Source organism: Pseudoalteromonas sp. S2721 (assembly GCF_005887425.1).
GTDB lineage: Bacteria > Pseudomonadota > Gammaproteobacteria > Enterobacterales > Alteromonadaceae > Pseudoalteromonas > Pseudoalteromonas simplex.
This window is the reverse complement of sequence record NZ_PNCZ01000006.1, coordinates 1-17,258: the sequence shown is the minus strand read 5'-3', so window position 1 is coordinate 17,258 and position 17,258 is coordinate 1. Positions and strand designations below refer to the sequence as shown.

At 41.0% G+C, this 17,258-nt stretch carries 18 protein-coding genes; 6 read left to right on the top strand and 12 right to left on the bottom strand.

All coding sequences use genetic code 11. The features are described 5' to 3' along the window. Positions 1 to 384: 384 nt before the first annotated feature. Positions 385 to 1,017 (bottom strand): c-type cytochrome, encoded by a 633-nt coding sequence (locus CWC02_RS01645; RefSeq protein WP_054552855.1) that lies wholly within the window; start codon positions 1,015 to 1,017, stop codon positions 385 to 387. Between the two features lie 283 nt (positions 1,018 to 1,300). Here CWC02_RS01645 and yihA point away from each other — a divergent pair, with 283 nt between their 5' ends. Further along, positions 1,301 to 1,948: a ribosome biogenesis GTP-binding protein YihA/YsxC gene (gene yihA / locus CWC02_RS01640; RefSeq protein WP_138599290.1), complete on the top strand. Its 648-nt coding sequence runs from the start codon at positions 1,301 to 1,303 to the stop codon at positions 1,946 to 1,948. Positions 1,949 to 1,952: 4 nt separating this feature from the next. Here the strand turns inward: yihA and CWC02_RS01635 are convergent, their stop codons facing one another. Together CWC02_RS01635 and CWC02_RS01630 are read right to left on the bottom strand one after the other, a co-directional pair. Beyond that, positions 1,953 to 2,471 (bottom strand): DUF1285 domain-containing protein, encoded by a 519-nt coding sequence (locus tag CWC02_RS01635; protein WP_138616093.1) that lies wholly within the window; start codon positions 2,469 to 2,471, stop codon positions 1,953 to 1,955. Further along, positions 2,471 to 3,058 carry a YceI family protein gene (locus CWC02_RS01630; RefSeq protein ID WP_138616091.1) on the bottom strand — a complete coding sequence of 196 codons (588 nt, stop codon included), beginning with the start codon at positions 3,056 to 3,058 and terminating at the stop codon, positions 2,471 to 2,473. Before CWC02_RS01630 ends, CWC02_RS01635 begins: the two co-directional genes overlap by 1 nt. Positions 3,059 to 3,481: 423 nt before the next feature. Between CWC02_RS01630 and CWC02_RS01625 the strand changes: the two genes are divergently transcribed. Beyond that, positions 3,482 to 4,402 (top strand): esterase/lipase family protein, encoded by a 921-nt coding sequence (locus CWC02_RS01625; RefSeq protein ID WP_138616089.1) that lies wholly within the window; start codon positions 3,482 to 3,484, stop codon positions 4,400 to 4,402. 50 nt (positions 4,403 to 4,452) lie between these two features. On the opposite strand, the gene CWC02_RS01620 is transcribed toward CWC02_RS01625, so the two are convergent. Beyond that, the gene (locus tag CWC02_RS01620; protein WP_171043809.1) at positions 4,453 to 6,123 is read right to left on the bottom strand and encodes a GGDEF domain-containing phosphodiesterase; all 1,671 of its coding nucleotides are present in this window, start codon (positions 6,121 to 6,123) and stop codon (positions 4,453 to 4,455) included. 121 nt (positions 6,124 to 6,244) lie between these two features. Next, the gene (gene hutI / locus CWC02_RS01615) at positions 6,245 to 7,486 is read right to left on the bottom strand and encodes an imidazolonepropionase (RefSeq protein WP_054552861.1); all 1,242 of its coding nucleotides are present in this window, start codon (positions 7,484 to 7,486) and stop codon (positions 6,245 to 6,247) included. Between the two features lie 142 nt (positions 7,487 to 7,628). Here hutI and hutC point away from each other — a divergent pair, with 142 nt between their 5' ends. Continuing rightward, positions 7,629 to 8,336, top strand: a complete 708-nt coding sequence (gene hutC, locus CWC02_RS01610) for a histidine utilization transcriptional repressor HutC (protein ID WP_138616087.1) — start codon at positions 7,629 to 7,631, stop codon at positions 8,334 to 8,336. On the opposite strand, the gene CWC02_RS01605 is transcribed toward hutC, so the two are convergent. Continuing rightward, complete coding sequence (locus tag CWC02_RS01605; protein WP_138616084.1) at positions 8,337 to 9,107, bottom strand: Rossmann-fold NAD(P)-binding domain-containing protein; 771 nt, start codon at positions 9,105 to 9,107, stop codon at positions 8,337 to 8,339. A 112-nt stretch (positions 9,108 to 9,219) separates the two neighbouring features. Here CWC02_RS01605 and CWC02_RS01600 point away from each other — a divergent pair, with 112 nt between their 5' ends. Next, on the top strand, positions 9,220 to 11,244 hold the full coding sequence (locus tag CWC02_RS01600; RefSeq protein WP_054552864.1) for a methyl-accepting chemotaxis protein: 2,025 nt from the start codon (positions 9,220 to 9,222) through the stop codon (positions 11,242 to 11,244). On the opposite strand, the gene CWC02_RS01595 is transcribed toward CWC02_RS01600, so the two are convergent. From CWC02_RS01595 to CWC02_RS01585, 3 genes are all read right to left on the bottom strand, one after another. Beyond that, positions 11,229 to 11,438, bottom strand: coding sequence for a hypothetical protein (locus CWC02_RS01595; protein ID WP_054552865.1), 210 nt, complete (start codon positions 11,436 to 11,438; stop codon positions 11,229 to 11,231). The genes CWC02_RS01600 and CWC02_RS01595 overlap by 16 nt on opposite strands. Before the next feature lie 254 nt (positions 11,439 to 11,692). Then, positions 11,693 to 11,851 (bottom strand): YqaE/Pmp3 family membrane protein, encoded by a 159-nt coding sequence (locus CWC02_RS01590; RefSeq protein WP_064971745.1) that lies wholly within the window; start codon positions 11,849 to 11,851, stop codon positions 11,693 to 11,695. Positions 11,852 to 11,908: 57 nt separating this feature from the next. Next, the gene (locus CWC02_RS01585; protein ID WP_054552867.1) at positions 11,909 to 12,475 is read right to left on the bottom strand and encodes a BON domain-containing protein; all 567 of its coding nucleotides are present in this window, start codon (positions 12,473 to 12,475) and stop codon (positions 11,909 to 11,911) included. Positions 12,476 to 12,805: 330 nt separating this feature from the next. Here CWC02_RS01585 and CWC02_RS01580 point away from each other — a divergent pair, with 330 nt between their 5' ends. Further along, entirely contained in the window at positions 12,806 to 13,465 is a 660-nt protein-coding gene (locus CWC02_RS01580; protein WP_054552868.1) for a LiaF domain-containing protein, read from the top strand. 398 nt (positions 13,466 to 13,863) lie between these two features. Here the strand turns inward: CWC02_RS01580 and CWC02_RS01575 are convergent, their stop codons facing one another. Then, complete coding sequence (locus CWC02_RS01575; RefSeq protein WP_138616082.1) at positions 13,864 to 14,280, bottom strand: VOC family protein; 417 nt, start codon at positions 14,278 to 14,280, stop codon at positions 13,864 to 13,866. A gap of 129 nt (positions 14,281 to 14,409) precedes the next feature. Further along, positions 14,410 to 15,747: a metalloprotease PmbA gene (gene pmbA / locus CWC02_RS01570; protein ID WP_138616080.1), complete on the bottom strand. Its 1,338-nt coding sequence runs from the start codon at positions 15,745 to 15,747 to the stop codon at positions 14,410 to 14,412. Positions 15,748 to 15,884: 137 nt separating this feature from the next. Here pmbA and yjgA point away from each other — a divergent pair, with 137 nt between their 5' ends. Further along, on the top strand, positions 15,885 to 16,406 hold the full coding sequence (gene yjgA / locus CWC02_RS01565) for a ribosome biogenesis factor YjgA (protein WP_130167255.1): 522 nt from the start codon (positions 15,885 to 15,887) through the stop codon (positions 16,404 to 16,406). Between the two features lie 114 nt (positions 16,407 to 16,520). Here yjgA and CWC02_RS01560 read toward each other — a convergent pair whose 3' ends face one another. Beyond that, positions 16,521 to 16,967 carry an REP-associated tyrosine transposase gene (locus CWC02_RS01560; RefSeq protein ID WP_138616078.1) on the bottom strand — a complete coding sequence of 149 codons (447 nt, stop codon included), beginning with the start codon at positions 16,965 to 16,967 and terminating at the stop codon, positions 16,521 to 16,523. Positions 16,968 to 17,258: the final 291 nt, after the last annotated feature.

The window sequence follows — 17,258 nt, the reverse complement described above, 5'->3', positions numbered from 1 at the left end:
ACACTTTTTTATTATTTCCTTTAGGACACCTAACTAGTGTCAACCCCTAAAGATTTGCCGCAGTTACTTTCCTTATTACATTGTCCATGTTGTTTTTGCTGTCTCAGCGACAGTGGTTAATTTACTTATTAATAAAATTGTTACAACTAATTTATATAATTTTTCTTACAGATGACTTATTGCAACATTGTCATTTTAATTAATAACAAAGACTTAGCAAAAATAGTGAAATAAAAATAAGACTTGGCTTACAGCTAGATATGGTCAATGTCTCACAAGGGAGTGGGAAATTTCGACATACGTTAGGTACAAAAAAAGCAGCTTGCGCTGCTTTTTCAAACTCTTTACATACTACTGCGGAGCATTTCTTTCCGCAATCAGACTTTAGTGTAAGCCACCTAAGTATTTTGAAAGTACTTCGATGTCTTTGTCTGTTAGCTTTTTAGCGATGTCTTGCATCATACCGTTTAAGTCGTTATTACGCGTACCATCACGGAATTTTTCAAGTTGTGACTTGATGTATTCTGGATGTTGGAACGAAATTTTCGGGAATTTAGCTAGTGATGTACCGTTACCACGAGGACCGTGACACGCAGCACATGCTGGAATACCACGCTCTGCATCACCGGCTTTATAAAGCTGCTGACCTACTTCTACTACATCTTTAGGTGTTGCACCTTCAGACATATTTAAAGAAGAGAAGTAAGCTGCTAGGTCTTTCATGTCTTGATCGCTAAGCGGCATAGCCATACCACTCATTACTGGATCCATACGACCTTCTTTGCCGCCAGATGTCATACCTAATTTAAACTCTTGTAATTGTTTATAGATATAATCTGCGTGTTGGCCTGCAATTTTAGGGTAGATATTAACCGGTGCATTACCGTCTGGGCCGTGACAAGCCGCACACGTTGCCGATTTCTCTTTACCTGCGTTTACATCGCCATCAAATGCTGTTGCGTTGCTTGCTGACAACGTACCAAGCAATATAGTTAAAGATAGTGCTATTTTTTTCATGGTGAATTCTCTGTTTCCGACCCTGTATCATCTACAATATGGATGTTGTGATTTCTATATTCTACACGATAATAAATTCTCTGGCACGTTTTCTGCCCACATTAAGCTCATAATTTATAGGGATTTGACTTAGATTAAGTTTACACCTAGTAATTTTCCTAATTTAAAGCCAATTTAGCACGCTTAAATACGCTTTTGAATGCTGCTTTAATAGTATAAAATACGTGCCTTAAGTGGAAATTAGCCACTGTTTGTTATTTTTTATAAAAGACTAGGAGAGCCTGTGCTCAAATCTCGTATCAAATACAATACTGCGTCCTTTGTTACCAGCGCACCTGATATCTCACGCTTACCTGCTGATACGGGGATTGAAGTCGCGTTTGCTGGTCGCTCTAATGCGGGTAAATCAAGTGCTTTAAACACGTTAACTGATCAAAAGTTAGCGCGTACTTCTAAAACACCTGGTCGTACTCAGTTGATCAATACCTTTGAACTTGATGCCGATAAGCGCCTTATTGACTTGCCGGGCTATGGTTTTGCGAAAGTGCCTATCGAAATGAAAAAGAAGTGGCAAAAATCGCTAGGTGAATATTTACAAAAACGTCAAAGCTTAAAAGGTATCGTTGTTTTGATGGATATTCGCCACCCGTTAAAAGATTTAGACCGTGACTTAATCGACTGGGCGGTGGGCAGCGAAATTCCAGTGCTGGCACTATTAACTAAAGCCGACAAGCTAAAACAAGGCGCGCGTAAAGCTCAAGTTTTACAAGTTCGTCGTGAGTTAAGTAGTTTAGATGGTGATATTACAGTACATGCCTTCTCTTCACTAAAAGGCACCGGCTTACCTGAAGTTGCTAAAAAGCTCGATGAGTGGTTTTTAGGCCCTATTGAAGCGCAAGCACCTGAGTCTGACGAACAACCAGAAGACTAAGTGCTTAGGCCAAGTAATAACGCTTGGCTAATGATTCTATATAATAGCCCTGCTCATCTGAGCAGGCTATTTCAGCCCACTGATAATAAACATTTCTCGATACCCTCGCAGCCAAGCCATGTGCTAATTGAAGATAAGGCACACTGACACCTTCAAATTCTCTCAGTAATAGTGGTTGCTTTGCTGATACCAACCAAGCGCGCTGTAAATTATCGACACAACATAGAGCAAGGCCTTGCTCTGTCTCTTCAAAACGCCAATCAACAATAATAAAAGGCACATCAATGACAGTGATAGCCATTTTCTCGACGGGTGTTTTTAAAAAATAACTATCTGCCTCTTTGCAAAGCACAGAGGCAAAGAGTTTAACCATTGCCTCGCGTTTTATTTCACTGCCGCCATAAAACCACCGCCCTTTCGCATCAATCGTTATTGGCACTTGCCCACAGTTTTGTGGCTGCCATTGTTCAAAAGGTTTATCGGGCGTCTGAAGAGCGGCTTCTAAGTCAGCAAGTGATTGCATTATTTTTCTTTATCTAGCGTCAAAGAAAATGTTACAGGAACCGCTGTTGCAATTGATGGTAAGCCCGCAAGCTTTTGTAGTTCACTAATGCCTTCTGTTACCTTGAAATCACTCGCATTAATAATAACTGGCGTAAAAGATGACACGCTAATATCGCCCTTTGCTGACATATTAGCTAGAACATCAATCGTTAGCTCTTTCTTGTTGCCATGAAAGTCTAATTCAGCTTTTAACCCTTTCAGCACATGTTGACCTGGTTTTAGCGTTAACAGCGCTTTGCTTAAGTCAGCAGTTAACACTGCATTAGGGAATTTAGCTGTTTCAAATAACAACTTAGCCATGCGCTCATTGCGGATAGGGATCAGAGTTTCAACCGATGCCAGATCGATCATCAACTTAAATTGACCTTGCTCGTTGAGTGTACCCGACACGTTTTTGAAATGATGTGCTTCTGCAATAGAGTTCTTTTTAATAGATACAAAGCTTACGTTACTTTGCTCATTATTAACTTGCCAATTTGCGCTGGCTAAAGGGGCAACTAAAATACTCGATAATGAAAAGGCAGCTATTGCCAAAGATTTAAACATAACGCATTCCTTCGAAAGTAAATAAGAATCACTTTGATGGTATCACTTGCGTGTATTTGTGCAATGAATTGTATGATAAGAAAAGAAAAAGCGACTCACTCAACAAGGAGTGAGTCGTTATAGCAAACTGGGGAGAAGCTATCAATACGTTGCATCCTTTCAGATGCATCATCAACAGGATGTCCTACAGGATGAGGACGGCGCGGACTTTATCAAATACCAGATTAAAAATAAATTGCTTAACCGCAGAAAAAACACAAATTGATAAACATATAACGAAACACTAAAACCATCTTTTCCTGCTTACTTTAATTTAACATTACAGAGAACCCAAATTTAAGGTAAGGTGAATTAAAAGCGCACTAAAATCAGGCTTTTTTAAGGCTTGTTGGTGATAAATATTGAAGTAGAAGAGTAAAAGGTATGAAAAAAATCCCGTTAATTTTATTTGTTACCTTACTTTTTTTGTTGAGCCCTTGGTGCAATGCCAAAAAAACAACTACCCAATATCCAGTTGTTTTAGTTCATGGGCTAATGGGATTCGATAACCTGCTCGGAATCGATTACTTCTACAATATCGCTACAATTCTGGAAAAAGATGGTACTTTAGTCTTCACACCTGCCGTTTCTGCTATCAATAGTTCAGAAGTCCGAGGCGAGCAATTACTCACTCAAATAGAATCAATCTTAGCTCTGACTAGTGCTAAAAAAGTAAACTTGATTGGTCACAGTCAAGGTGCGCAAACTGCACGCTATGTTGCATCTATCAGGCCTGATCTAATTGCCTCAGTTACCAGTGTAGGCGGTGCAAATTATGGCAGTGGCATTATTGATCTTATTAATAAGGAGCTAACACCCGGCTCTCAAGCAGAATATACAACTCGATTAGTATTCGATGCATTCGGTGGTGTTATTTCGTTATTATCAGGCAATAGTCAATTACCGCAAAATACACTCGGTGCAATAAATAGTTTAAGCACACAAGGAGCAGCAACATTTAATCAAAAGTACCCCGAAGGCCTACCCAAAAACGAGTGCGAACAAGGTAATATGCTTGCAAGCAATGGCGTATACTACTTTTCTTGGAGCGGCACAGAAACACTCACTAATATCTTAGATTTAAGTGACTTATCCATGTTATTTGGCTCATTATTTATCTTAGGTCACAGTGACGGCCTCATTTCACGCTGTAGTAGCCATTTAGGGCATGTGATCAAAGATGATTACAAAATGAATCATCTCGATGAGATTAACCAATTTATTGGTTTACATAGTTTTCGTGAAGTTGATCCAGTTGAACTTTACCGTAGCCACGTGACAAGGTTACAGAAACTAGGGTTATAAAAGCGGTGTTGTATCGTGAAGCCTACCAGAGAGAGAGCACAGCTTTACGCTTACTGATGTTCCAAACGCCATTGTTTAAGCCATGACATCATACCAACACTACTCAATGGGTAATTAAAATAATAGCCCTGTGCAGCATAGGTTTTAAGCGACTTTACAAACTTAAGTTGCTCTAGAGTTTCAACTCCTTCACAAATCACTTTTGCATTATTTTGATTGTGCATATCGACCATGCCCGAAACGAGGCTTCGAATTTGACTTTGATGAGCAAAATCAGCGGTAAGTGAAGCCGCCACTTTAATATACTCAACATTAAGATTCGGAAGCTTAGCTAGCCAAATAGGTGTGTCACCAAAACCATCTATACATAATTTGATACCAATACTATTGAGCCTTGCAACCATCGCTTTACCTTGATCATCTAAACTCATAAATAAATCGAGCGGGCACTCGATAATTAAATCACCCGGCTCTAGTCGATGCTCAGCCATGATACGGTCAACAAACTCAATAAATTCTTCGTGCAGCATCTCAGGGCCAAACACATTTATACTAAGAGGTAATTCAATACCTTCCATTCGTAGTGCCATAGCAAGTTCTGCTGCACGCTCAATAACAAAAGCAGCCACAGGATAGCTTAGGCCTGCAACACGTATATCATCTATAAATTTATTCGCAGAAAGAATCCCTTGCTTAGGATGCTGCCAACGTAACAGCAATTCTAAAAATTCGATTTGCTCATCGCTATTACGAATAACTGGCTGAAAATACAACTCTAGTTCACTTGCAAAATCAAGGTGTGCTAACTCACGTAGTCGTGCTTGCTGCTCCAATTGCTCAATCATCATTTGCGGATGATAAGGCACAATCGCTTTGTCTGGATTTGAATCAAGCGCTAGATTGGCAAACGAAATGAAGTTTTCAAAGCTGTATTCAGGCTCATCACAAACTACATAACTAGCACGAACTTTAACTTCAATGGTGCAATTGGCAACATTAAATGGCTTTAAAGTAACATGGCGAATTTGACTAATTAGTTGCTCATGAAGGTGCTTTTGTTCCTCTAATGAGCAAATAAACGCAAAGTTCAAGCCCCCTAAATGCGCCAACTTTTCGGCTTTGCCTGAATTACCCACTATATTAAGAACATTATCAACATTGAGCTGCTGTTTAATTCGGGTTGCTGATTGCGCTAATAACAAATCACCAAAGTCTCGACCTATGTGTTGGTTTACATCGTTAAAACCTTCAAGGCGAAGCATCACTAATGCGCAGTTAGCATCATGCTCCTCGGTCCAAGCAATAAAGCTATTTTTTAGGGCGTTGCGATCGGGTAAGCCTGTAAGAGGTGTCGCATCTAACTCGTCAGTGTGAAGTGGCTCAACGACCACCTGCTCTTCTTCAGGTTCTTCATAGTTAAAAAAGCCTGATATACACAAAATAACGACAGAAAAAACAAGCCAGTAAAGAGCAGTATGTAACAATAAATGAGCTGAATAAAGTACTGTTAATACAATCGCAGCAACAACTGAAATAATGATTGCTAGCCAATTAGTTGTGCGAAATGCCTGCCACAAATGAAAACAAACACTTGCACTTAACAATAACACTAACCAAGGCATGCCAAGACTAAGAATTGCTAATCCAAGCACGCCATTGACGACTAAGCTCAGCCTTAAAATAGAATTTTGAGTAACACATAAGGCACAAATCATTGCCATAAGAACGCAACCAGCTAAAAACACTGGCACAACATCGCTACTTAAATTTGCAAGGCTCACGCTACTACTTGCTAAGCTGGCAATCAAAGACATGTAAAAATACTACGTAAAAAAGACTTATCTAATTAAGTCTACCCAAAATCCACAGATTTAACAGTTTATTTACGCCAAATTGGTAACTTAATTGTGCTGGGTGGGTTATTTGCCAATGGGCAATATCAGCACGTGCGCCTACCTTTAACACACCACGATCATCAAGTCCTAAAGCACCTGCAGCGTTTCGAGTTACCCCAGCTAATGCTTGCTCTGGTGTCATCCGAAAAATAGTGCATGCCATGTTCATCATCAAATGCAATGAACATAAAGGCGAAGTACCCGGGTTGAAGTCAGTTGAAATAGCAATTGGAACTTGGTACTGCTGCAGTAGTTCAATTGGCGGATACTTTGTTTCACGTAAGAAGTAAAATGCACCTGGTAATAAAACTGCTGCAGTACCCGCTTTGGCCATTGCCTGAATACCAGCTTCATCTAAGTGTTCAATATGATCCGCAGATAAGCCATTAAATTCAGCAACAAGCTCTGCACCATGTTGATTAGATAACTGCTCAGCGTGCAACTTAACCGGTAAGTTATGCTTTTTAGCCGCTTCAAACACACGGCGTGTTTGCTCGTTGCTAAAGCCTACGTTTTCACAAAAAGCATCAACGGCATCAGCTAAATCAGCTTCAACAACACGGTCAAGCATTTCACCGCAAACCAGATCAATGTACTCATCGCTACGGCCTTTATATTCAGGCGGTAATGCATGCGCACCTAAAAACGTGGTTTTAACATCAACTGGGTGATTTTCACCGAGTAAACGCGCCACTTCGAGAAGTTTAATTTCGTTTTCACAATCAAGACCGTAGCCAGATTTAATCTCTACCGTAGTCACACCTTCTGCATATAATGCATTTAAGCGCTCTTTTGCACTGACAAATAAAGCTTCGTGATCGGCTTCTCGCGTTGCACGTACGGTACTTGCAATACCGCCTCCGTTTGCAGCTATTTGCTCATAGCTTACACCTTGTAAACGCTGCTCAAATTCTTCTGCACGGCTACCCGCGAACACTAAGTGAGTGTGGCAATCAATCAACCCGGGGGTTAACCACTGCCCTTTTGCTGACAATGTTGGCGTAGCTAGCGCATCAAACTCTGGTAAATCGGCTTGCTCACCTAACCAAGCAATTTTGCCATCTTTAACAGCAATAGCTGCATTTTCAATAGCACCATAAGGTGCTTCGATGGCTGGGTCCATTGTGGCGATGTTGGCATCTGTGATCACTAAATCCCAGAAAGCTTGATCATTATTGGTTGTGTGCATTTTTCACCTACATTGATACTTGCGATAGGCCCATTACGAGACTAAATTTAAATTTGCTTAAAGTTTATCAACTCGCCTTGTATATACAAGATAATTATGTCACCTTCAAACATACTGTTTACTCACCACATATAAACGCATAATGAGTGTTCCTAAATTTGCGCAAATAAAAGAGTTCATTCTGGAAAATATTCGTTCTGGAGCTTGGCAAGAAAATCACCGAGTGCCCTCTGAAAATGAGCTTACCAACCAGTTTAAAGTTAGTCGTATGACTGCAAGACGAGCACTCAGTGAATTAACCGATGCAGGTATATTAACCCGTAGCCAAGGCCTAGGTACTTTTGTGGCTAGCTTTAAGTCACAATCATCTTTATTAGAAATTAAAAATATTGCCGATGAGGTAAAAGCGCGAAGTAACCACTATAGTTGTACCATTTTAGTAATGGAGTCTATAAGCGCTATAGCACCAATTGCGATTGCTTTGGGTGTCGAGGTCGACAGCCATGTTTACAGAAGTGTGATTGTACACAATGAAAACGAGCAACCTCTGCAAGTTGAAGAACGCTTTGTGAACCCCGCTCTTGCTAAAGATTACTTACAGCAGGATTTCCATAGCCTAACGCCTCATGAATACTTATCGCAAAACGCCCCGCTCACAGAGGCACGCCATACAGTCGAAGCGATTATGCCCAACCAAGAAATGTGCGAATGGCTGAACCTTTATAACGAAGAGCCATGCTTACAAGTGATCCGCCGAACTTGGTCATCACAAGGTATTGTGAGCTTTGCCCGTTTAGTATCACCAGGCAGTAAATACCGATTAGGCGGCCACCTTACTTTTAAAAAATAACTAAATGGACATTTGATAACGAAAACTCAGTGACTCAATCGCTGAGCCATCAATAAGGCGCTCGCCTTTATCATGACTAGTAAAAGTCGGTGGCTGGTTGCCCTGCTCAGCACATTTTTGTTGGTAGTAATCTGCTTTTGTAGGATGTGCCGGATTAACCACATTATAAATACTGCTCGCGTTTGACCAATTTTCAAGTACTGAAAAAATCGCCGCTATCACATCTTGCTGCTGAACCATGTTTACCACTTGCTGACTTGAGCTAGTCAGTTCTTTACCGGCAACAAACCTACCCGGATCGCGCCCAGGCCCTACAAGACCAGCCAAACGCAATACTTTACCACCAGCACTTAGCACTAACTGTTCAGCATCATATAGCTGTTGTTGACGTGCTGATTGGCAAATAATTTCTGTAGTTTCGTCATATTGACCATTGTTAGATGGATAAACTCCTGTCGAAGAACATAAAATAAAACCTTTACAATTTAGTTGCTTAGCAAGTTCAAGCCCTGCTTTCAAAGTCGCTAAATAGTTACTTTCTGAGCTACGACTACGCGGTGGAATAGCGCAGACCCACCAAGCATTTTCAAGCGACAGCTCATGCTTGAGCACATCACCTTCAAGTATAAACTGGCGCTGAAAGTCATATTCGTGCTCGCCACCGCGATGTGTTCCCTGTACTTGCCATGCTAATTTATTTGCCTCAACACAAAGTGCATTTCCAAGCCAGCCGGCACCTAAAACAACCAGTTTATTATTTTCAGTACTCATTTACTCAACTGCCCCTTAGTATTTATTATTAACCTTCGCTTAACAGTGTAGCGATTTAGGTGCAAATATGATTAGATAGATAACTCTAACCTATAATAAAAACGCGTGCACTATGTTAAACAACCTCTCTTTACGTAAAAAAATACTTCTGCTCATTGGCGGGACGATAAGTGTGCTACTAATCATCGCGTCTAGCTTTTTTGTAAACCATATTGCTGATCTTTCACGTCATGCAATTCAACGCGAAGCCGACAGCTATTTGCAAAGTGAGCGACTGTCAATGCAGGCCTATTTTGCCAAATACGGCAAAGTTGTCGAAACCTTTGTAACAAACCCGCATTTAGTTAACTGGTTCGATAACTGGACTCAGCGCGATCAAAGCTTAGATAGTCAGCCTGGTTACAGCAGCGTTAATCAAGATTTTGTTCGTATTAGTGGTAACGATGATAACATTTTATCAGCCTTCTTTGCTTCTGCGACCACAGGTGAGTACTTCAAAGAAAACGAGCGTACCGCCACTTATAATGGCCAACCATATTACGCTTACAAACGTGGTTGGTGGCAAGATGCATTAAAAATTAATAAGTTGTATGTTGGCCCTATTTCTGTTGATTTAACCACAGGTATCGCCTCTGCAGTTGTACAACAGCCTGTTTATAAACAAAACAAGCTTATTGGTTTTGGTGGTGTTGATTTACAGCTTAATAATATCAACGACATGGTTGAAGCTATTCGATTTGATGGCCAAGGCTTTGGCTTTTTACTCGACAGTAACCAGAAAGTAGTGCACTTTTCAAAACGAACTGGACATAAACTATCTATCACAGACGAAGGCCCTAATGGCAAAGAAGGCTTAAATGCCCTCGAAAAGCAATTTAACGACACCTCGGGCTTTAGCGAATTAAACCGCGCGATGAAAAGCCAAAAAGAGGGTAGCAGCTTTGTCACATTCAAAGGCGAGCAATATTACGTTGTATACAATCGCCTTGAATTAGAAAGCCCTTACCTTGATTGGTATGTGGGTATTTTAATTCCGACCAGTATGATTGATGAGCCAGTAAATGATGCGGTGATGACAACCACAACATCCGTGATCATCATTCTTGCGATTATTATTGCGATGATCTTCTGGGCCACGCAAATGATCACCAAGCCGCTGACTAAACTCACTTACATCATGCGTGATATCGCATCAGGTGATGGCGATCTAACACAAAAAATCGAGATAAAAAGTCAGGATGAAGTAGGACAGCTTGCTCATCACATGAATACTTTCATCGATAAATTACGTGCAATGATGCTGAATACTGCAGCTCAAGCTGAGCAATTAAGCCAAGCCGCAGCCCAATTGAAAACCGTATCGCAAAAAACCAATGATGAAATTCAGCAAGAAAAGCAACAAGTTGATAGCGTAAGTGCGGCAGTAACCGAAATGGCCTCAACTGTTCTCGAAATTTCACGTAACGCGCAACATACCAATAATGCCGCTGAAGAAGTGCAAACCATTACCGCAGATGGCACTAAGCGCTCAACTCAAGCTCAGTCAGTCATGACCGCTCTTGCAAGTCACATTGGTGAAGCGTCTAAAGTCGTTGCGGGTCTTGAACAAGAAAGTGGCAATATCGGCGCGGTGGTTGATGTTATCAACTCAATCGCTGAGCAAACTAACTTACTGGCACTTAACGCAGCGATAGAAGCAGCCCGTGCAGGTGAGCAAGGCCGAGGTTTCGCAGTTGTTGCTGATGAGGTTCGTTCACTAGCAAGCAGAACGCAAGAGTCAACAGATGATATTCGCAATATGATCAGCCGTTTACAGCAAATTGCCCAACAAGCATCAACAATGATGCAGCAAGGTCAAGAGCGTGCTGAAGGCTCAGTTGAGCAAACACAAATTGTATTGCAAGCATTGCAAGATATCGCGCAATCTGTGACAAATGTACAAGATCAAAGTCATCAAATTGCGACTTCGACAGAGCAGCAAACTGTGGTTGCAGAAGATATTAACAATAGCTTGGCAGCGATTAATCACTTAGTGAATAGCACTGCAGATCATGCCCATGAATTGGCGGATGAAGCACGTGATTTGAATGAGTTAGCAGAGTCTCTAAATAAGACAGTAAATCAATTTAAGTTATAAAGATAAATTGCTGAAGTAGTTAAAAACCCGATGTCACCTGAAGATGACATCGGGTTTTTATCGTCAGCCTTCCCTGTTAATCGTGGCGCAACCGCTTTCGCGTGTTCCATAAATTCGTGCCACTGTTGCTTGTTCCATAAAGCAACTCCATTATTGGTCAATCCTTGTTTTGATTGCGTTTGTACTTGTTCCATATAGTCTCCTCCTTACGCTAGCTTCATCCGTTTGGGCTCCAAGCCTAAGCTTAATCCTTGCTGTCATCTCCATTCACCTTATCCATAAAGCGTTGCCATTGTGCGCTACTCCATAACGCTTTGTTACTTCCTTGTTGTCCTTTGTGCTTAGTTACATTATCCATACTGTAAACTCCTTGCGGTTTATCGTCCGTTACTCCTACAGCCCTTCCTTGCTGTGCTCCATTACCCATCCTTGTAGATTAATGCGGTGATTATCGCTTAGCGATGATATACACAGCATGAATCAAACCTGGAATATACCCTAATAGAGTTAAAAGAATATTAATCCAGAACTGCGCACCTAAACCTACCTGTAAAAATACGCCGAGAGGTGGAATTAAAACCGATAAAATAATACGTATTAAATCCATGACTCACTCCTTGAAAAAGATAAGCCCAGCCAAAGCTGGGCTATATAGGGCTTGCTATTATTCAGCAACAATCGTTAATTCATCGATTACTTTGCGAACATCTTCAGCGTTTTCAGCAATGCTTACCGCTAATTGCTTTTCTGCATCAGACTCAACAGTACCTTTTAGTGTTACTACACCGTTGTCGGTATCAACATCGATATCTGTACCACCTACTTCTGAGTTAAATAAATAACGTGTGGTGATTACAGTACTGATTTTTGCATCGGTTAAGTCGCTTTCTGCAGAATCAGCTTTGTCTGATTTCATGTGCTTAGCTTTCATGTTTTTAACAACCGTTAGTTTGTTATCAACAGAGCTAACACCGTCTAGGCTAAGAACTAACTCTTCAGCAAGCTCTTTATCTAATTCGCTATCAACTTTACCTGTTAGTACAACTTTGCCATTCGTTACATCAGTGTTGATATCAAAGTTGTTAAGGTTTGTGTTCATAAGAAGCACAGTTTCTGCCTTACCATCAATCCAAGCATCTTTACTTTCATTTTCCCAGCTGCTTGCCTGAGCTGACATGCTAGTTGCACCAATTACTAAAGCCGCAATCATAGATTTGTTAAAAGTGTTCATAATCTTTCTCCTTTTGATTAAAGACAGTTTAAGTAATGCGACTATGATGCCAACTATTTACCCCTTAAATTTCAGCAAGTTAAATACCTATTCAGCGGTGATTTATATTCATTTCGGTAAAGATTTACAAGCTGCTCGGTAAGATGTTCACAATGTTGCAAAAATAACCATTTAGTTGCTGATTTTATTAATCTGTGGTTAATTTAACGAAATTGCTTATTCGTCTAAAAAGACAACCTCATGATTTATATAGAAATAAAATCTGGCCTAAGCTTTGCTTTGTAATTAATAACTAAAGAATCACCTTTAAAATCACAACAGGGAACTACCATGGCCGTTAAACTTGAAGACCGCCCAATCGATCAAGTAAGAGAAGAAGTCATTGATCAACTCATTTATAACTACAGTCATGCTGTTATTTCAGCCGAAGCATTTGAACGCCGCCTAGATCAGGCAATGGAAGCCACCAGCAACGAAGTACTGGTTGAGCTTGTTGCTGATTTAGATCTGAAAGCGGATATTGACTACAAATCGCAAAAGCATGCGCAATTTAAACCTCACTACAGCCACAGCAGCGACAACGAAAGCCTGCAGCTACGCAGTATTCTGGGCTCAAATGAGCGCAGCGGCCAATGGGTAGTACCAAAAGAAATTCACATCACAAACTGCCTAGGCTCAATCGAACTCGACTTTAGCGAAGCGATTTTCCAACATCAGCATGTCACCATTTACGTGAACTGTATTTTAGGTAACGATGAAATCTACGTACCAGAACATGTAAATGTGGTATCTAAATTATTTAGCGTGATTGGTAGTGTAGAGAATAAATCAGTTGCCTTAAACAAAGGCCAAGGCCCAACCATCACTATTGAAGGTAATGTATGGCTAGGCTCAGTCGAGATTTCAGTTAAACGTACCATGAAAGAAAAGTTCATCAGCTTCGCCAACAGCCTAAAAGCCAGTTGGAAAGAGATGAATAAGATGCAGTAAAGTTGTGAGGTGCGGTTATGCAATGTAAGTCGTCATTTATGGCGACAAGATATTACATACGTTTCATCAATGACGCGCTAAAGCGCGACCTACAAGAATGCGCGCGAAATAAATTTCACGCCTATATCAAACGTGGGAATGGCTTTAGCCGTGAATAAATAAAGCTGTTCGGCGTTAAAAGACCCCTACACCTTAGGCGTCACGCTTGCTTGGCGCGTCTTACATACCCCTCTATTCCATCAATCAACACCTGACCTACAAACAACATCACTCGGCTCAAAACTGATAGCTGAAAGCTGACGGCTCCTTAAATTTTCGGCACTAAAGTACCTCCTACGAGGCTGGCCTTTGGTCAAGGCCTACAAACAACGCAATTCGGCTGAAAGCTGACAGCTCCTTCACAAGTCATTATTCCTTTCACTTGGAATATCACTAAAATACTCTACAAACTCAACTTCAAAACCTGCGGGGTCGATGAAATATACGTTTTTGCGGTAAGGGTTTTCTGGGCCGTGTTTATCAATTTCATAACCGGCTGAAACAAGTCGCTCAACTACGGCATTAATATCGTTTGTCACATAAGCAAAATGAGCAAGGCCTACTTGGTGGCCGGCTAAATCACGGTTTTCAGCTTCACCGTTATCGCTTAATGCAAGATATTGGTAATCATCACCAAAGTGCAGCCACTTGCGCGGTTTGCCCGACCATTTGCTATCGCCTTGACTACGCACACGCCAGTGCGGGAATGCCGCTTTATAAAAGTGCAGCATGGTATCAACATTACTAACAACAAGGTTTACGTGTTCTAAATACATGGTAGTTTTCCTTTTTATTTTTAAACTGCCACCAAGATAAAACCTCAAGTTAAGTTTAGGTAAAGCGTTTTTTCAAATAAAAAAGCCCCACAAACGTGAGGCTTCAAAAATTGAGTAGTTATTGATGAATCAGCTACCAGCAACCTGCATTTGTTCTATCAATACAGAGCCTGTTTGAATACCACCGCGGCGCTCGATGTCGCCACCTAAGCCCACAACGGCTTTAAACATATCTTTTAAGTTACCAGCAATTGTGATTTCACTGACTGGGTATTGGATTTCGCCATTCTCAACCCAAAAACCTGCTGCACCACGTGAGTAATCACCCGTTACAGTGTTCACACCTTGGCCCATAAGTTCAGTTACTAATAAGCCTGTGCCCATGGTTTTTAATAGCGCTTTTAAATCGGAATGAGTTTGTTCAACTAGCCAGTTATGAATACCACCAGCATGACCCGTTGGTGCCATAGACAGTTTGCGTGCTGCATAGCTTGCTAATAGGTAAGTTTGCAGCTCACCGCCTTGAATAATTTCACGGTCTACAGTTTTTAAACCTTCAGCATCAAACGGTGAAGACGCTAAACCTTTTAATAAATGCGGGCGCTCAGAGATATTCACACAATCGCTAAATACTTTTGTACCTAAGCTATCAAGCAAGAAGCTCGATTTACGATAAAGCGCGCCGCCACCAATCGCCGACACTAAATGGCCGAATAATGAGTTAGCAATATCTGCTCTAAAGATCACAGGCACTTTCATAGTACCCAGCTTTTGGCTGTTAAGTTTAGCCAAGGTTTCGGTTGCCGCTTCGAGGCCTACTTTTGCAGCGTCGTTTAAATCATCTTTATGACGTGCGATGGTATAAGCCGAGTCGCGCTGCATTTGCTCGCCTTCTTTACCGATCACCATCGTACTAATGCTATGACGCGTACGTGGGTAACCTGCAATCATGCCATGGCTGTTACCATAAACACGTAAACCTTGGTGAGAAGAAAAACTCGCACCATCTGAATTTACAATGCGCTCATCGGCATTCAGCGCAGCTTGTTCTGCTTGATGACAAAACTCCACACCTTGCTCTGGACTAACTTCCCACGGGTGGTATAAATCTAAATCTTGCGGTACAAATTCAAGTAACTCTTTATCAGCGATACCATTGAATGGGTCGTCAGAGGTGAACTTTGCAATATCAATGGCTTTTTCGACCACTGTACGTAATGTTTTCGGGTTTAAATCAGCTGTTGAAGCAGAGCCTTTGTTGTTACCCACATAAACACTGATACCTAAGCCACCGTCTTGGTTAAACTCTATTGTTTCAACTTCGCCCATGCGCGTGCTGACAGACAAACCTGACGTGCTCGACATCGCCGCTTCAGCCGCAGTAGCACCCAATTTTTTTGCATGCTCCAGTACTTCGCTTACCGCGTCTTTCACTTCAGAAATGTGTTGATAAATAGGATCTTTCATCTTGTGTGTCCTAGGTTCTGATATTTTTTATAGTGTAACGAATGCTAACACACTGCGAGACCTGCATCAGCTAATATTAATCATTAACTAAATGGCGTATAATAGCGAATAGTTAAGTTTACTGAATGAGCATCCTTATGGCGAAGAAGAAAAAGCCACTTATCGAAGAAGAAATTATTTACGTATCAAAAAGCGAATTAAAACGTGAAGCCATGCAATATCATGGTCTGGGTGCTGAAATTGCAAAAATGCCGAAAAAGCAGCGCGATCGTTTACCGCTTAATCATGATTTAAAAGAAGCCCTTGTTGTTTCTGATAAAGTAAGTGACAAGAGCGATGCTTACCGTCGTAACTTAAACTACATCGCAAAAGTTTTACGTACCACAGAAAACGTTGATGAAATTCAAGCGATGATCGACATCATGCTTAATAAAAACAATCAAGCCGATGTTTTGATGAACAAAATCGAAACCCTGCGTGATGATTTAATTAAACAAGGTGACGACCTGATCAATTCAACAATTGATCAATACCCGTCTCTTGAGCGCCAAAAAATGCGCCAATTAGTGCGCAGCGCCGCAAAAGAAGTAAAAGCAGAAAAACCAGCAAAGAATTACAAAGAGTTATTCCAGTATCTAAAAGATGCGATTATGGTTTAATTTCCTTCGCGCGAAATAAATTTCACGCCTACAACACCGTAGGCGTCACGCTTGCTTGGCGCGTGTTGAACACCACTTAATACGCAACCATCGCGCGACATAAATTTCACGTCTCTACAACCAAATACAATTCCAAAACGGGTAATCGCCAACGTGCTTGACTAATTTTGCGCGTAGAGGGTTTGCGACTATATATCGAGCTTGATGTATTAGGTCATTTTCATCTCTGATTTGATGATCATAAAAATTATTTTGCCAAACCACTACTTTGCGCCCCTCTCTCTTACGAATAGACATGGTCACCATGCTTTTGTACAGCTTAATTACTGCTGATAAGTTTTGCTGAGGGCGAAGTTGAAATATCCAATGTAAATGGTCAGGCATAAGGACAAAGCAGATTGTCTCCACTTTATCTTCTAAATGGTAAATTGCTTTGGCAGCATCAACTGCATATAGATAGTTGGCAAATATAGGCACTCGATTCTCACAACAAAGAGTTACTAAATAATAGCAGTTTGAATGTGAGGTACGCCCTTTAAGCCTCTTCCTTGACGAAAACATAAACCTATCAATCCTGAAGGTAAAACCTGATCTTAGAACTTAAAAACACACCTAGCCAATTTACACCAAAAATGTTTGAACCTCACAATACAAAAACATCGCGCGAAATAAATTTCACGCCTACATCAAACATAGGCTTCACGCTTGCTTGGCGCTTCTTAAACACCACACAACACGCAACTAACGCGCGAAATAAATTTCATGCCTACATCAACCGTAGGCGTCACGCTTGCTTGGCGCGTCTTGAACATCACACAATACTCAACCATCTCGCGAAATAAATTTCACGCC

What these genes read in the sequence shown, in the direction of transcription:
- CWC02_RS01645 (WP_054552855.1), bottom strand. Translation starts at nt 1,017, where the DNA reads ATGAAAAAAATAGCACTATCTTTAACTATATTGCTTGGTACGTTGTCA.
- CWC02_RS01635 (WP_138616093.1), bottom strand. Translation starts at nt 2,471, where the DNA reads ATGCAATCACTTGCTGACTTAGAAGCCGCTCTTCAGACGCCCGATAAA.
- CWC02_RS01630 (WP_138616091.1), bottom strand. Translation starts at nt 3,058, where the DNA reads ATGTTTAAATCTTTGGCAATAGCTGCCTTTTCATTATCGAGTATTTTA.
- CWC02_RS01625 (WP_138616089.1), top strand. Translation starts at nt 3,482, where the DNA reads ATGAAAAAAATCCCGTTAATTTTATTTGTTACCTTACTTTTTTTGTTG.
- CWC02_RS01620 (WP_171043809.1), bottom strand. Translation starts at nt 6,123, where the DNA reads ATGGCAATGATTTGTGCCTTATGTGTTACTCAAAATTCTATTTTAAGG.
- hutI (WP_054552861.1), bottom strand. Translation starts at nt 7,486, where the DNA reads ATGCACACAACCAATAATGATCAAGCTTTCTGGGATTTAGTGATCACA.
- hutC (WP_138616087.1), top strand. Translation starts at nt 7,629, where the DNA reads ATGAGTGTTCCTAAATTTGCGCAAATAAAAGAGTTCATTCTGGAAAAT.
- CWC02_RS01605 (WP_138616084.1), bottom strand. Translation starts at nt 9,107, where the DNA reads ATGAGTACTGAAAATAATAAACTGGTTGTTTTAGGTGCCGGCTGGCTT.
- CWC02_RS01600 (WP_054552864.1), top strand. Translation starts at nt 9,220, where the DNA reads ATGTTAAACAACCTCTCTTTACGTAAAAAAATACTTCTGCTCATTGGC.
- CWC02_RS01595 (WP_054552865.1), bottom strand. Translation starts at nt 11,438, where the DNA reads ATGGAACAAGTACAAACGCAATCAAAACAAGGATTGACCAATAATGGA.
- CWC02_RS01590 (WP_064971745.1), bottom strand. Translation starts at nt 11,851, where the DNA reads ATGGATTTAATACGTATTATTTTATCGGTTTTAATTCCACCTCTCGGC.
- CWC02_RS01585 (WP_054552867.1), bottom strand. Translation starts at nt 12,475, where the DNA reads ATGAACACTTTTAACAAATCTATGATTGCGGCTTTAGTAATTGGTGCA.
- CWC02_RS01580 (WP_054552868.1), top strand. Translation starts at nt 12,806, where the DNA reads ATGGCCGTTAAACTTGAAGACCGCCCAATCGATCAAGTAAGAGAAGAA.
- CWC02_RS01575 (WP_138616082.1), bottom strand. Translation starts at nt 14,280, where the DNA reads ATGTATTTAGAACACGTAAACCTTGTTGTTAGTAATGTTGATACCATG.
- pmbA (WP_138616080.1), bottom strand. Translation starts at nt 15,747, where the DNA reads ATGAAAGATCCTATTTATCAACACATTTCTGAAGTGAAAGACGCGGTA.
- yjgA (WP_130167255.1), top strand. Translation starts at nt 15,885, where the DNA reads ATGGCGAAGAAGAAAAAGCCACTTATCGAAGAAGAAATTATTTACGTA.
- CWC02_RS01560 (WP_138616078.1), bottom strand. Translation starts at nt 16,967, where the DNA reads ATGTTTTCGTCAAGGAAGAGGCTTAAAGGGCGTACCTCACATTCAAAC.